The 13763-nt window shown below is 70.9% G+C and carries 9 protein-coding genes and 1 tRNA gene; 3 read left to right on the top strand and 7 right to left on the bottom strand.

Translation table 11 applies throughout. The features are described from left to right. Positions 1–43: 43 nt before the first annotated feature. Genes thrB through argS form a run of 5 tightly spaced genes read right to left on the bottom strand, consistent with a single transcriptional unit; the run spans position 44 to position 6407 of the window. Positions 44–943 carry a homoserine kinase gene (gene thrB, locus ACP7BP_RS13390; protein WP_426245173.1) on the bottom strand — a complete coding sequence of 300 codons (900 nt, stop codon included), beginning with the start codon at positions 941–943 and terminating at the stop codon, positions 44–46. Further along, entirely contained in the window at positions 943–2019 is a 1077-nt protein-coding gene (gene thrC / locus ACP7BP_RS13385) for a threonine synthase (protein WP_426245171.1), read from the bottom strand. Before thrC ends, thrB begins: the two co-directional genes overlap by 1 nt. Further along, positions 2016–3332 (bottom strand): homoserine dehydrogenase, encoded by a 1317-nt coding sequence (locus tag ACP7BP_RS13380; protein ID WP_426245170.1) that lies wholly within the window; start codon positions 3330–3332, stop codon positions 2016–2018. Before ACP7BP_RS13380 ends, thrC begins: the two co-directional genes overlap by 4 nt. Continuing rightward, positions 3329–4735 carry a diaminopimelate decarboxylase gene (gene lysA / locus ACP7BP_RS13375; protein WP_426245168.1) on the bottom strand — a complete coding sequence of 469 codons (1407 nt, stop codon included), beginning with the start codon at positions 4733–4735 and terminating at the stop codon, positions 3329–3331. The genes ACP7BP_RS13380 and lysA overlap by 4 nt, the downstream gene beginning before the upstream one ends. 4 nt (positions 4736–4739) lie before the next feature. Next, complete coding sequence (gene argS, locus ACP7BP_RS13370) at positions 4740–6407, bottom strand: arginine--tRNA ligase (protein ID WP_426245166.1); 1668 nt, start codon at positions 6405–6407, stop codon at positions 4740–4742. A 110-nt stretch (positions 6408–6517) separates the two neighbouring features. Between argS and ACP7BP_RS13365 the strand changes: the two genes are divergently transcribed. Together ACP7BP_RS13365 and ACP7BP_RS13360 are read left to right on the top strand one after the other, a co-directional pair. After that, a tRNA-Arg gene (locus ACP7BP_RS13365) sits at positions 6518–6592 on the top strand. A gap of 215 nt (positions 6593–6807) precedes the next feature. After that, a complete protein-coding gene (locus ACP7BP_RS13360) occupies positions 6808–8244 on the top strand; it encodes a choice-of-anchor P family protein (protein WP_426245165.1) in 1437 nt (478 codons plus the stop codon). A 3-nt stretch (positions 8245–8247) separates the two neighbouring features. Here the strand turns inward: ACP7BP_RS13360 and ACP7BP_RS13355 are convergent, their stop codons facing one another. Both ACP7BP_RS13355 and ACP7BP_RS13350 read right to left on the bottom strand, forming a co-directional pair. After that, complete coding sequence (locus ACP7BP_RS13355) at positions 8248–9159, bottom strand: LCP family protein (RefSeq protein WP_426245163.1); 912 nt, start codon at positions 9157–9159, stop codon at positions 8248–8250. After that, entirely contained in the window at positions 9156–9764 is a 609-nt protein-coding gene (locus ACP7BP_RS13350; protein WP_426245161.1) for a hypothetical protein, read from the bottom strand. The genes ACP7BP_RS13355 and ACP7BP_RS13350 overlap by 4 nt, the downstream gene beginning before the upstream one ends. Before the next feature lie 141 nt (positions 9765–9905). Between ACP7BP_RS13350 and ACP7BP_RS13345 the strand changes: the two genes are divergently transcribed. Beyond that, entirely contained in the window at positions 9906–13760 is a 3855-nt protein-coding gene (locus ACP7BP_RS13345; protein ID WP_426245159.1) for a multifunctional oxoglutarate decarboxylase/oxoglutarate dehydrogenase thiamine pyrophosphate-binding subunit/dihydrolipoyllysine-residue succinyltransferase subunit, read from the top strand. Positions 13761–13763: the final 3 nt, after the last annotated feature.

The raw sequence follows: 13763 nt of genomic DNA, 5'->3' as shown, positions 1-13763 counted from the left end.
GCCAAACGCCTCACCCGGCGCAGCACGCCTGCCGCGGGTGACCTCAGCCGACGAGGACGCCGCGCGCCTCCACGGCCAGGTGATGTGGCGTCCAGCCGAGCGGACAACGGGCCAGGAGAGAGTCCACCGAGGCCGCATCGGTGAACGCCAGGACCGTGGGCCCGGCGCCTGACACGACGGCGGCCACCCCGTCGGCGCGCAGGGCCTCCACCAGCCGGAGCGACTCCGGCATGGCCGGCGCGCGGTAGGACTGGTGGAGGTGGTCGCGGGTGGCCCGGAGCAGCAGCTCAGGGCGGCCGGCCAGTGCGGCGACGAGCAGCGCCGTGCTGGCGGAGTTGGCCGCCGCGTCGGCGTGGCGTACGACGTCCGGCAGCAGGCCGCGGGCAACGGAGGTCGCGACAGGCGTGGGCGGCACGAAGACGACGGTCGTCACGCGCGGGTCCACGGACGAGGCGACGGTGAAGAACTCGCCGTCGTCGTGACCGGAGATGGTGAAGCCGCCGAGGAGCGCCGGGGCCACGTTGTCGGGGTGCCCCTCCAGCTCGGCGGCGAGCTGGAAGAGAGCCTCGTCGTCGAGCAGCAGTGAGCCGCCGGCGACCAGCGCACGTGCCAGCGCCAGCCCGGCGACGATGGCCGCCGACGACGAGCCGAGCCCGCGACTGTGCGGGATGACGTTGCGACAGCGCAGCACGAGACCGGGTGGCCGGGCATCCATCGAGGCGAAGGCGGCGTGCATCGCCCGCACCACCAGGTGCGTCTCGTCCCGGGGCACGTCGTCTGCGCCGGCGCCCTCGACGTCGATGTCGAGCCCCGCCGGCGCGACGGAGGCACTGAGCTCGTCGCGCATCGACAGCGCGAGGCCGAGGGAGTCGAAGCCGGGCCCGAGGTTGGCCGAGGTGGCCGGCACGGTGACGCTGACGGCGTGGTCGACGAACGACACCATCAGGTCAGGCCGGCCGCCGCCGCGGCGGCGTCGACGTCGGCGTCCACCACCACGTCGACGAGGTCTCCGGTGCCCTCCAGCGCGGTCGAGGTGTCCTTCAGCCCATGCCCGGTCACCGTGATGACGACGGTCGAGCCGGCGAAGCTCTCACCCGCCGCCAGTGCGGCGAGCAGCCCGGCGACCCCGGTCGCCGAAGCCGGCTCGACGAAGACGCCGTCACGCCTGGCCAGCTCGGCCTGCGCCGAGAGGATCTGGGCGTCGGAGAGTGCGGCGAATCCGCCACCGGACTCGGTGGCAGCCGCCTCGGCGAGCTTCCACGAGGCGGGGTTCCCCACGCGGATCGCGGTGGCCTTCGTCTCCGGGTCCGGGAACGGCTCACCGGTGACCAGCGGCGCGGCGCCCTCGGCCTGGAAGCCCAGCATCCTGGGCCGCTTCGTCGATCGGCCGAGTGCGGCGTACTCCTCGTAGCCCAGCCAGTAGGCCGAGATGTTGCCGGCGTTGCCCACGGGCAGGAGGTGGTGGTCGGGAGCGTCCCCCAGGAAGTCGACGACCTCGAAGGACGCGGTCTTCTGACCCTGCAGCCGCACCGGGTTGACGGAGTTGACCAGGGCGACCGGGTAGCTCCAGGCCAGCTGGCGCGCCAGGGTCAGGCAGTCGTCGAAGTTGCCGCGCACCATGATCACCTGCGCGCCGTGCATGATCGCCTGCGCCATCTTGCCGGCGGCGATCTTGCCCTCCGGCACGAGCACGAGCGGCTTGAGACCGGCTTTGGCGGCGTACGCTGCCATCGACGCCGACGTGTTGCCTGTGGAGGCGCACACCACTGCCGCGGCGCCTTCGTGCTTGGCCACCGAGATGGCCGCGGTCATGCCCCGGTCCTTGAAGGACCCGGTGGGGTTGTCCCCCTCGACCTTGAGCCAGACCTCGGCGCGGGCCTGGGCACTGAGCCAGTCGGAGTGCACGAGCGGAGTGCCGCCCTCCCCCAGGGTGACCGCCGCGAGGTCGGGCGGGATGTCGATGAGGTCGCGGTACTCCTCGATGACGCCCCGCCACTGGTGTGTCCGGCCGGTGCTCATTCAGTGTCTCCTTCGACCCGCATCACTGAGGTCACTTCGTGCACGATGTCCATGGAGCGCAGCTGCTCGACGGTGGCGGCGAGCTGCGCGTCGGTGGCCTGGTGGGACACGACGACGAGCTGGGCGTCGGCACCGCGTCCCTCCTGGCGGACGGTCTGGATCGAGACGTCGTGGTCGGCGAAGGCGTTCGCCACCGCGGCCAGCACGCCCGCGCGGTCGTCGACGTCGATGGCGACGTGGTAGCGGGTGACGGTCTCCCCCATCGGCAGCACCACCCGGTCGGCGTACGCAGACTCGCCCACACCGCGGGTGTCGCTGAGGCGGTTGCGCGCCACCGTGACGAGGTCGCCCAGCACCGCGGAGGCGGTCGGTGCCCCACCGGCGCCGGGACCGTAGAACATCAGCTGGCCGGCGGCCTCGGACTCCACGAAGACCGCGTTGTAGGACTCGCGCACGCTGGCCAGCGGGTGGCTGCGCGGGATCATCGCGGGGTGCACCCGCACGGACACCGCCTGGGGTGCGCCGTCGCCGGTGTCGCGGAGCTCGGCGATGGCGAGCAGCTTCACCACGGAGCCCATGTCGCGTGCCGAGGCGACGTCGGCGGCGGTGATCTCGGAGATGCCCTCCCGGTGCACGTCGGAGGCGGTCACCCGCGAGTGGAAGGCGAGGCTGGCGAGGATCGCGGCCTTCGCGGCGGCGTCGAAGCCCTCGATGTCGGCGGTCGGGTCGGCCTCCGCGTAGCCCAGGTCCTGGGCCTCCTCCAGTGCCTCGGCGAAGCCGCTGCCCGCGGTGTCCATCTTGTCGAGGATGAAGTTGGTCGTGCCGTTGACGATGCCGAGCACCCGGGTCACCCGGTCACCGGCGAGGCTCTCGCGCAGCGGGCGCAGGATCGGGATGGCGCCGGCCACGGCGGCTTCGTAGTAGAGGTCGCGGCCGGCCTTGTCGGCGGCCTCGAAGAGGGTCGGGCCGTCCTCGGCGAGCAGCGCCTTGTTGGCGGTGACGACGGACGCGCCGTGCTCGAGGGCACTGAGGATGAGGCTGCGCGCGGGCTCGATCCCGCCGATGACCTCGACCACGAGGTCGACGTCGTCGCGGGCCACGAGGCCGGCGGCGTCGGTGGTCAGAAGGCCGTCCGGCACCTCGATCTCGCGCTGCGCATCGAGACGTCGTACGGCGACCCCGGCGAGCTCGATGGGTGCGCCGATCCGGGCCGCGAGGTCGTCGGCCTGCTCACCGAGCAGCCGAACAACCTGTGACCCCACCGACCCGCACCCGAGAACTGCCACCCGGAGGGGCTTGTCACCCTCGATCATGAAGCACCCACGTCCGTCGCCAACAAATCGTCCTCAGTCTCGCGCCTCAGCAGGACGGATGCGACGCCGTCCCGCACAGCGATCACCGGTGGGCGCAGCGAGTGGTTGTAGTTGGAGGCCATCGAGCGGCAGTAAGCACCGGTGCCGGGCACCGCCACGAGGTCGCCCGGCGCGACGTCGGCGGGGAGGAACTCGTCCTTGACGACGATGTCGCCGGCCTCGCAGTGCTTGCCGACCACCCGGGCCAGCACCGGCGGCGCGTCGGAGGCGCGACCGGCGAGCGTGCAGGAGTAGTCGGCGTCGTAGAGCGCGGTGCGGATGTTGTCGCTCATCCCCCCGTCGACGCTGACGTAGGTGCGCACGGCGCCGCCGTCAAGTGTCACCGGCTTGACCGTGCCGACGGTGTAGACGGTGCACATCGACGGCCCGACGATGGCCCGACCCGGCTCGATCGACAGCCGGGGCTGGGCGATGCCGAGTGCCTGGCACTCGTGCTCGACGATCTTGGTCATCTCGATCGCCAGCTGCGCGGGCTCCGACGGGTCGTCCTGGGTGGTGTAGGCGATGCCGAAGCCTCCACCGAGGTCCATCTCGGGCATGGTCACGCCCAGCTCGTCGGACACCGTCGCGTGAAGGGCCAGCACCCGGCGGGCGGCCACCTCGAAGCCCGAGGAGTCGAAGATCTGGCTGCCGATGTGGGAGTGCAGGCCGAGCAGCTCCAGGCCGTCGGCCTCGAGCACCCGGCGTACGGCCTCGAGCGCGTCGCCGCTGGTGATCGAGAACCCGAACTTCTGGTCCTCGTGGGCGGTCGCGATGTACTCGTGGGTGTGCGCCTCGACGCCGGCGGTCACGCGCACCATCACCTTCGTGCTCGTGCCGAGGTCGCGGGTCGCGGCGGCCAGCCGCGCGATCTCCTCGAAGGAGTCGACGATGATGCGGCCGACTCCGGCCGCGACCGCGCGCCGCAGCTCCGGCAGGGTCTTGTTGTTGCCGTGGTAGCCGATGCGGGCCGGGTCGAAGCCGGCGCGCAGGGCGACGGTGAGCTCGCCGCCGGAGCAGACGTCGAGCGAGAGTCCCTCCTCCGCGATCCAGCGGGCGACCGTGGTGCAGAGGAAGGCCTTGCCGGCGTAGTAGACGTCCCACCCGGCGCTCTCGGCGAAAGCCTCCCGGAAGGCGCGGGCCCGGGCCCGGAAGTCGGCCTCGTCGAGGACGTACGCCGGGGTGTTGTGCTCCGCCACGAGGTCGGCCACCGCGATGCCACCGACGACCAGGTCGCCGGCGACCTTGGTGGCCGTCGACGACCACAGCTGGGGCAGCAGGGCGTTGGCGTCGTCCGGCGGGCGCAGCCAGGACGGGCCCCTCAGGGCGCCGGGCGCGTGCGCCCAGCCGGCTTCGTGTGTCACCCGGCTACATCCGGTCCGGGGCGCTGACGCCCAGCAGGGCCAGACCGTTGGCGAGTACGACGCGGGTCGCGGCCACCAGGGTGAGCCTGGCCCGGTGCAGGTCGGTGGGCTCCTCGTCGCCCATCGGCAGCACCCGGCAGACGTCGTAGAACCGGTGGTAGGTCGCGGCGGTGTCCTCGAGGTAGCGGGCCACCCGGTGCGGCTCGCGCAGCTGGGCCGCAGCAGCGACCACCCGCGGGAACTCGGCCAGCGCCCTCAGCAGCTCGCCCTCCTTCTCGTGGGAGAGGAGGCTCGGGTCGAAGGCCTCGTCCTTCGCCGGGGCGAGCTCCAGGTCTGCAGCGTTGCGCAGGATGGAGGCGACGCGGGCGTGGGCGTACTGCACGTAGTAGACGGGATTGTCGCTGCTCTGCCGGGTCATCTCGGCCGCGTCGAGAGTGAGCGGAGAGTCCGCCGGGAACCGGGCCAGCGTGTAGCGCAGGGCGTCCACGCCAATGAGCTCGATCAGCTCCTCCAGGGTGACGAGCGTCCCGGCCCGCTTCGACAGCTTCAGCTCCTCGCCGTCCTGCATGATCTTGACCAGCTGACCGATCAGCACCTCGATGTTGCGGTCCGGGTCGTCGCCCGCGCACGCCGCCATCGCCCGCAGCCGGTTCACATAGCCGTGGTGGTCGGCACCGAGCAGGTAGATGCAGCGGTCGAAGCCCCGCTGACGCTTGTTGACGTAGTAGGCGGTGTCGCTGGCGAAATAGGTCAGCTCACCGTTGGACCGGATCAGCACCCGGTCCTTGTCGTCGTCGAAGTCGGTCGTGCGCATCCACAGGGCGCCGTCCGCGTCGAACAGGTGGCCCCGGGACCGCAGCTTCTCGAGCTGGGCGGCGACGTCGTCGGAGCTGTGCAGCGTCCGCTCCGAGAACCACACGTCGAAATGGGTCTGGAAGGCGTCGAGCTGCTCCTGCTGCTGCGTGAGCTGCAGGGCGTACCCCGCCTCGCGGAAGGCCACGGTTCGTGCCTCGCCGGTCAGGTCGAGCAGGCCCGGGTCGGCCGCGACCGCCTCGGCCGCCAGGTCGGCGATGTAGCCCCCGTGGTAACCGCCTTCGGGAGTCGGCTCCCCGAGCGCGGCGGCCTCGAGTGAGGCGCCGAAGAGGTTCATCTGGTTGCCGCGGTCGTTGATGTAGAACTCCCGGGTGACGTCCGCCCCGGCTGCCTCCAGCACCCGGGCCAGCGCGTCGCCCACCACGGCCCAGCGGGTGTGGCCCAGGTGCAGCGGACCTGTCGGGTTCGCCGAGATGAACTCCACGTTGATCTTCTCGCCGGTGTGCGCCATGCCCGAGCCGTACGCCGCCCCCGCAGCGACGATGTCGGCCGCGACCTGGCCCTGGGCACCGGCCTCAACGGTGATGTTGAGGAATCCCGGCCCGGCGACCTCCACACCCGCGATGCCGTCGGCGGCGCTCAGCCTCGCGCTCACCAGCTCCGCGAACGCCCGCGGGTTGGTGCCGGCCCTCTTGGCGAGCTGGAGCGCGACGTTGGTGGCGTAGTCGCCGTGACCCTTCTGCCGGGGTCGCTCGACCGTGACCTCGCTCGGGGCTCCGTCGGGCAGCGCCACGGCGCCCTCGGCCTCCAGGGCCTCGAGCGCGGAGACGATCACGGAAGAGAGTTCCTCGGGAGTCACCGGCCCAGCCTATCGGCGCAGGTGCACACTCCCCGAACCGGTTTCACTCCCTGACGAGCACGCCTGTAAGGTCAGCACCGCACCACGCAGTCACAGTGGCCAGCCCGCTGGCCCCCGTAGCTCAGGGGATAGAGCACCGCCCTCCGGAGGCGGGAGCGAAGGTTCGAATCCTTCCGGGGGCACCATCGTCGCGTCGGCACCCACCCCTCACTCCCTCACCGGGGTCAGGGGCCGCTGCCGTGCCTGCGCACCCGGGGCCCGGTGCCGGCCATCCGGGGGCCGTAACTGCGCGTTACATGCCGCGTTAGCCGAGATGGGCGCGCCTCGTGCCCGCGAGTCACCAGCGGGTCGAGGTGCGATGATCTCGCCCACCGCTGGACGACTTCCTGGGGGGAACCACGTGTCCAATCACACCATCCGCCACACCATCCGCCCGACCATCCGTGCCACCATCCGTGCGGTGTTGGCCGCCGCCACCGCCTGCGTGCTCGCGACCGGCCTGGTGCTGACCGGCGGCGCCGCCCAGGCGAAGCCCAAGCCCGGCGAAGGCCCCGACTTCACCGACCTCGGCTTCCGCGCCGACGTCTACGGCGCCAAGCTCGTCACCGGCGGCGTCGAGGCCTTCAACGTCAAGGACGCCCACGCCCAGCAGCGGTGCACCCGCCGCGTCAACCAGACCGTCACGCGGAAGTCGGTCGTCGCGGTGCCCGACAACCCGCTCGTGAACGTCTCCGCCAGCACCAGCACGACCCAGACGTACCAGTCGGGCAGCCGCTACGGCGTCCGTGGGGTCAACACCATCGGGGACATCGTGATCGGAGGCGAGCTGCCCGGAGGGATCAAGACGCCGAGACTCGTCATCGAGGGCCTCAAGAGCTCCGCCGACGCCTTCAACGACGACGGCAGGTTCGGCCACGCGGAGGACGCGTCGTTCGGCGGGATCCGGCTCGAGCTGCTGGAGGGCACGGTCCTCGAGCAGCTGCCTCCCCAGCTCCAGGAGCTGCTCGGCCCGCTGACCCAGGTGACCGACACCGTCTTCACCGGCACGTCGGCGGTGGCCGACGACGTGTTCGAGGTCCTGCACGACGTCACTGCGCCGATCCAGATCCCCGGGCTCGGCAGCATCGGGGTCGGCCGCACCGGCGGCAACGTCACCGGCAAGAGCGCCGCCTCCGACGCCACCTCGCTGGTCGTCACCATCACCGCCGGCGGCGAGAAGCAGGAGCTCACCCTCGGCCAGGCACACACCCGCGTCGGCAAGCCGGCCCCCGCCGGAGTCTTCCGGTCCGGCGGCACCGCCATGGACCTCTACGCGCTCGGCGACGCGCTGCACTTCGGCTCGATCGCCCACAAGGCACTGCCCTGCGAGGGCACGCTCGGCAGGACCGTCACCTACAAGGTCCCCTCCGCCTCGCTGCTCGCCGGCACCGCCGTCGCGCTCACCGACGTCGTCTACAGCCACCGGGGCAGCCAGCACGCGCAGCAGGACCTCGCGAAGGGCTTCTCGTCCACCCACGTCGGCACCGTGTCCGTCCCCGCCGCCCAGCTCGAGATCAGCGACGTCAACACACTGGTCAAGATGCGCGGCAAGGACGGCCGCAAGGTCAAGCGCACGATCGCCACCTCTGTCGGTAGCATCGTCGCGGGCGGACAGCCCCTGCCGGTGCCCGCACCCGGCCAGTCGGTCGAGCTGCCGAACGGCATGGGCCTGATCACGCACCGGATCGTGTCGCAGAGCTTCTACGGCGCCGAGGTCACCGCGCTGCGCATCCAGCTGTTCGCCGAGCAGGTGCGCATCGACCTGGCCACAGCAGGTGGCCGGATCTACGCGAAGTAGGCGTCAGCAGCGCTCGAGCCGGGCGTCGGCGCGGGCCGCCCGGCCCCAGCGACGTGCCTGCGCGACGTCGGGGAAGACCACGCTCGCCGCGCCGGCGTACCCGATGCGTCCCGGCACCACACACGTCGTCACCTTGCGGGGGTTGACCAGCGCGACGGCCTGGGCGATGCGGAACAGCTCGGCCGGCCCCACGTCGGTGCCCAGGTGCTTGAGGGCCGTCAGCACGCCCCGCTCGATGAACCCCGGACGCTCGGCCTGCGACGCCACCCTGGCCTGGATGCCACGCAGGGTGCGCTGCTGGTTGGCGGAGCGCTCGAAGTCGCCTCCCGCCAGTGACTTGCGGATCCGCGAGAACGCCATCGCGCCGTAGCCGTCGAGGTGGATGGGCCCCTTCTTGAACCCGTTGCTCTTGAGCGCCGGGTCGTAGAAGAAGCGCGGGTTCGCCACCGTGATGCCGCCGATGTCGTCGACCATCTGCTCGAAGAACGGGAAGCGCGTCACCATGACGTAGTCGGCGGTGATGCCGGTGAGGTTGCGGATGGCCGCGGCCATCAGCTGGGGACCGCCGAAGAAGAGTGCGGCGTTGATCTTCTCCATGCCGTAGCCGGGGATGCTCACCCAGGAGTCGCGGGGTACGCCGATCGCCGTGGCCGCACCCGTGTGGGTGTTCATCCCGACGAGCTGGAGGGCGTCGCCCCGGCTGCGCAGCATGTTCTGGCCAGGACGCGCGTCGGAGCCGACGGCCAGGATCCAGATGACGTCAGGGGTGTTGGCGACTCCCGACGCCTTGGTCACCCGCACCAGGGCGACGTCCGTCGGCTGGACTGCTGCGTCCGGCACCACGAGGCAGCACACCGACAGCACGACTCCGAGCACGACGGTGCGGGCGGCTGCCCGCCAGGAGGGTCCGGTCACTTCACGGCCTTGCGGACGTCGTACCCGAAGATGCGCCACGTGCCCTCCTTGCGGGTCAGGAACACCCGCCCGCGCACCGTGACCTGGTGCGGCTGCTCACCGGTCGTGTCGTAGTCGAGCGCGATCCGCGCGGTGACACCGGCGATGCGGCCCGACGGCGCGATGACGTCGAGACGTACGTCGCGCTTCGTGGCTGTCACCGCGGTCACGTCGGCGCCGATGTCGGCGTTGCTCAACAGGTCCTTGTCGCGACGCGCCTCCTTGGTGGCGCCCTGCGTGAAGCCCGGGAACGCGTCACGGAAGGCAGTGCGTGGCCAGGTGCCACCCAGGTAGGCGGCCTCCCACCACGTGTCGACCACCGGCGTGATCTGCCGGACCAGCTGGCCCCGGCCGCCCGACTCGAGCTTGCCAACCACCTTCTTGACCTCGGCCTGGGTGGTCAGTGGCGGTGCGACGGCAGGCTCGGCGACCGTGGTGGTGCTGGACGCCGGGGTCGTCGGGGCCGACTGTGCGCGCGGCTCGTCGTCGGAGCACGCGGTCATCATCGAGAGGCAGATCACGGCGACCGTTGCCGCCGCGACGCGCCCGTGGATCGGGCTTCTCATCTACTGCTCATCCCCTGCTCGTGTGGCTCTGGTAACACCCTGCCGCAATCGGACCCCTCGGCCCTGCATTTGTGCGCCCGTGCGACTAGCCTTGTGGGCGTTCACACACCGCGCGCGATCCCGGAAGAGGCGAACCAAGCCGTGCCGCAGTCCTCCCGTCCTGACCAGACCTCCACCGAGTCGGCCGGGGCCGACCCAGGTTCCGACCTGGGAGCCAACGAGTGGCTCGCGGAGGAGATGCTCGAGCAGTACCAGAAGGACCCGGGCAGCGTGGCCGCCGAGTGGGTGTCCTACTTCACGGCGCACGGCATGACCGGCAACGCTGCAGCCTCCAACGGTACGTCGGCCAGTGCGCCCGCCGCGCAGGCGACCCCCCAGCAGGCCGCCCCCGCGGCGCCCGCCCAGGAGAAGACCGAGCAGGAGAAGACCGAGCAGAAGGCTCCCGAGAAGGCTCCGGCGAAGACTGCGCCCGAGCCGGCGAAGACCCAGCCCGCCGAGGCCAAGGCCGCCCCCACGCCCACGGCGAAGCCGCGTCCCGCGGCCGCCGCGGCCGAGCCCGCGCAGGGCACCAGCAAGCCGGTCGCCAAGGACCCCACGCCCCCCGCGCGCTCCGAGGCCAGCGACGCGCCGAGCTTCACCGTGCTGCGCGGCGCCCCAGCCAGGACCGTCACCAATATGGACGCCTCCCTGACCGTGCCGACCGCGACGTCCGTGCGGTCGGTCCCGGTCAAGCTGCTCTGGGACAACCGCACCGTCATCAACAACCACCTGGCCCGCGCCCGCGGCGGCAAGGTGTCGTTCACCCACATCGTCGGCTACGCCCTGGTGAAGGCCGTCGCCGCGATGCCCGAGATGAACGTCGGCTTCGACATGGTCGACGGCAAGCCCAACCTGATCACCCCAGCCCACATCAACCTCGGCCTGGCCATCGACGTCGCGAAGCCCGACGGCAGCCGTCAGCTCCTGGTGCCGGCCATCAAGGCCGCCGAGAACATGGACTTCGCGGCCTTCTGGACGGCGTACGAGGAGATCGTCCGCAAGGCGCGCGACAACAAGCTCGCGGTCACCGACTTCCAGGGGACGTCGATCTCCCTGACCAACCCCGGCGGCATCGGCACCAGCCACTCCGTGCCGCGGCTGATGAAGGGACAGGGCGCCATCATCGGCGTCGGCGCGATGGAGTACCCGCCCGAGTGGCAGGGCGCCTCGGAGGAGGCCGTCGCGCGCAACGCCATCGGCAAGGTCATGACGCTCACCTCGACCTACGACCACCGCGTCATCCAGGGTGCGCAGTCGGGCGAGTTCCTCAAGCGCCTGCACGGACTCCTGCTCGGTGAGAACGAGTTCTACGACGAGATCTTCCGCTCCCTGCGCATCCCCTACCAGCCGATCCGCTGGGCCTCCGACATCGCCACGTCGCACGACGAGGACATCAGCAAGCAGGCCCGGATCCTCGAGCTGATCCACGCCTACCGGGTGCGCGGCCACATGATGGCCGACACCGACCCGCTGGAGTACCGCCAGCGCAGCCACCCCGACCTCGAGATCGAGTCCCACGGCCTGACCATGTGGGACCTCGACCGGGAGTTCGCGACCGGCTCGTTCGGCGGCGAGGGCCGGCGGTTCATGAAGCTGCGCAACATCCTGGGCATCCTGCGCGACTCCTACTGCCGCACCACCGGCATCGAGTACATGCACATCATGGATCCCGAGCAGCGCCGCTGGATCCAGGAGCGCGTGGAGCGCCCGCACACCAAGACGCCGCGCGAGGAGCAGCTGCGCATCCTGCTCAAGCTCAACCAGGCCGAGGCGTTCGAGACGTTCCTGCAGACCAAGTTCGTCGGCCAGAAGCGCTTCTCCCTCGAGGGCGGCGAGACGACCATCCCGCTGATCGACGAGATCTGCGAGGCCGCCGCCGAGGTCGACCTCGACGAGGTCACCATCGGCATGGCCCACCGCGGCCGCCTCAACGTGCTGGCCAACATCGTCGGCAAGAAGTACTCCCAGATCTTCCGCGAGTTCGAGGGCAACATCGACCCGCGCACGGTCCAGGGGTCCGGTGACGTGAAGTACCACCTGGGTGCCGAGGGCACCTTCGTGGCCGGCAACGGCGACGAGATCAAGGTGTCGGTGGCCGCCAACCCCTCGCACCTCGAGGCTGTCGACCCGGTGCTCGAGGGCATCGCGCGCGCCAAGCAGGACGTCCTCGACAAGGGCGCCGCCTACCCCGTCCTGCCGCTGCTCATCCACGGGGACGCGGCCTTCGCCGGCCAGGGAGTCGTGGCCGAGACGCTCAACCTCTCGCAGCTGCGCGGCTACCGCACCGGCGGCACCATCCACGTGGTCGTCAACAACCAGGTCGGGTTCACGACCTCCCCCGGCTCGTCGCGCTCCTCGCTCTACTGCACCGATGTCGCGCGGATGGTCCAGGCGCCGATCTTCCACGTCAACGGCGACGACCCCGAGGCGTGCATCCGGGTGGCCAGGCTGGCGTTCGAGTACCGCCAGACGTTCAACAAGGACGTCGTCATCGACCTCGTCTGCTACCGCCGTCGTGGACACAACGAGGGCGACGACCCGTCGTACACGCAGCCGCTGATGTACGACCTGATCGAGCAGAAGCGCTCGGTGCGCAAGCTCTACACCGAGTCGCTCATCGGCCGGGGCGACATCACGCTCGACGAGGCCGAGCAGGTCCTCAAGGACTACCAGCAGCAGCTGGAGCGGGTCTTCACCGAGGTGCGCGAGGCGAGCTCGGACGCCGTGTCGGAGTGGACCACCGTCCCCGACTACCCCGACAAGCCGGCCGGCGACACCGCCACAGCGGTCACTCCCGAGGTCCTCAAGCGGATCGCCGACGCCTACATCACGCCGCCCGAGGGCTTCACCGTCCACCCGAAGGTGATGCCGCAGCTGCAGCGTCGGGCCGCCGCCATCGCCGACGGCCCGATCGACTGGGGCACCGGCGAGATCCTCGCGCTCGGCTCGCTGCTCATGGACGGCCGCCCGGTGCGACTTGCGGGCCAGGACTCCCGCCGCGGCACGTTCGTCTCGCGCTTCGCCACGATCATCGACCGGGTCAACGCCGACGAGTGGACGCCGCTGACCAACCTCACCGACGACCAGGCGAAGTTCCACATCTACGACTCGCTGCTGTCCGAGTACGCCGCGCTGGGCTTCGAGTACGGCTACTCCGTGGCCCGTCCCGACGCGCTGGTGCTGTGGGAGGCGCAGTTCGGCGACTTCGTCAACGGCGCCCAGACGGTCATCGACGAGTTCATCAGCGCCGGCGAGACCAAGTGGCGCCAGCAGTCCGGTGTGGTGCTCCTGCTGCCGCACGGCTACGAGGGACAGGGTCCCGACCACTCCTCGGCCCGCATCGAGCGCTTCTTGACGATGTGCGCCGAGGAGACCATGACGGTCGCCCAGCCGTCGACGCCCGCGTCGTACTTCCACCTGCTCCGGCGGCACTCGCTGGGTGAGGAGCACCGACCGCTGATCGTCTTCACGCCCAAGTCGATGCTGAAGCGCAAGGAGGCGGCCTCGCAGCCCTCCGACTTCACCGAGGGCACGTTCCGGCCGTTCATCGGTGACGAGAAGGCCGACCCGTCCACCGTGGAGACGCTGCTGCTGTGCTCGGGCCGCGTCACCTGGGACCTGATGGTCGAGCGGGCCAAGCGCGACGACGGCGACACCGTCGCGATCGGGCGCGTCGAGCAGCTCTACCCGCAGCCGATCGACGACATCCGGGCCGAGATCGCCAAGTACCCCAACCTCAAGGCGGTCCGCTGGGTGCAGGACGAGCCGGTCAACATGGGCCCGTGGCCGTACTTCGCGCTGAACGTGTGGCCGAGCCTGGACGTGGCCGTCGAGCCGGTCACCCGGCTCGCGTCGGCGTCACCGTCGGTCGGCACCATCAAGCGGCACGCCGAGGAGCAGAAGTCGCTGATCGCGGCGGCCTTCGCTCCGTCGGCGGGCGACGGCACCGACTACTGATCC

The sequence above is a fragment of the Nocardioides sp. LHG3406-4 genome (assembly GCF_049897745.1).
Classification (GTDB): Bacteria; Actinomycetota; Actinomycetes; order Propionibacteriales; family Nocardioidaceae; genus Nocardioides.
The sequence above is the reverse complement of the archived record's forward strand: the minus strand, read 5'-3'. Positions and strand labels throughout refer to the sequence as shown.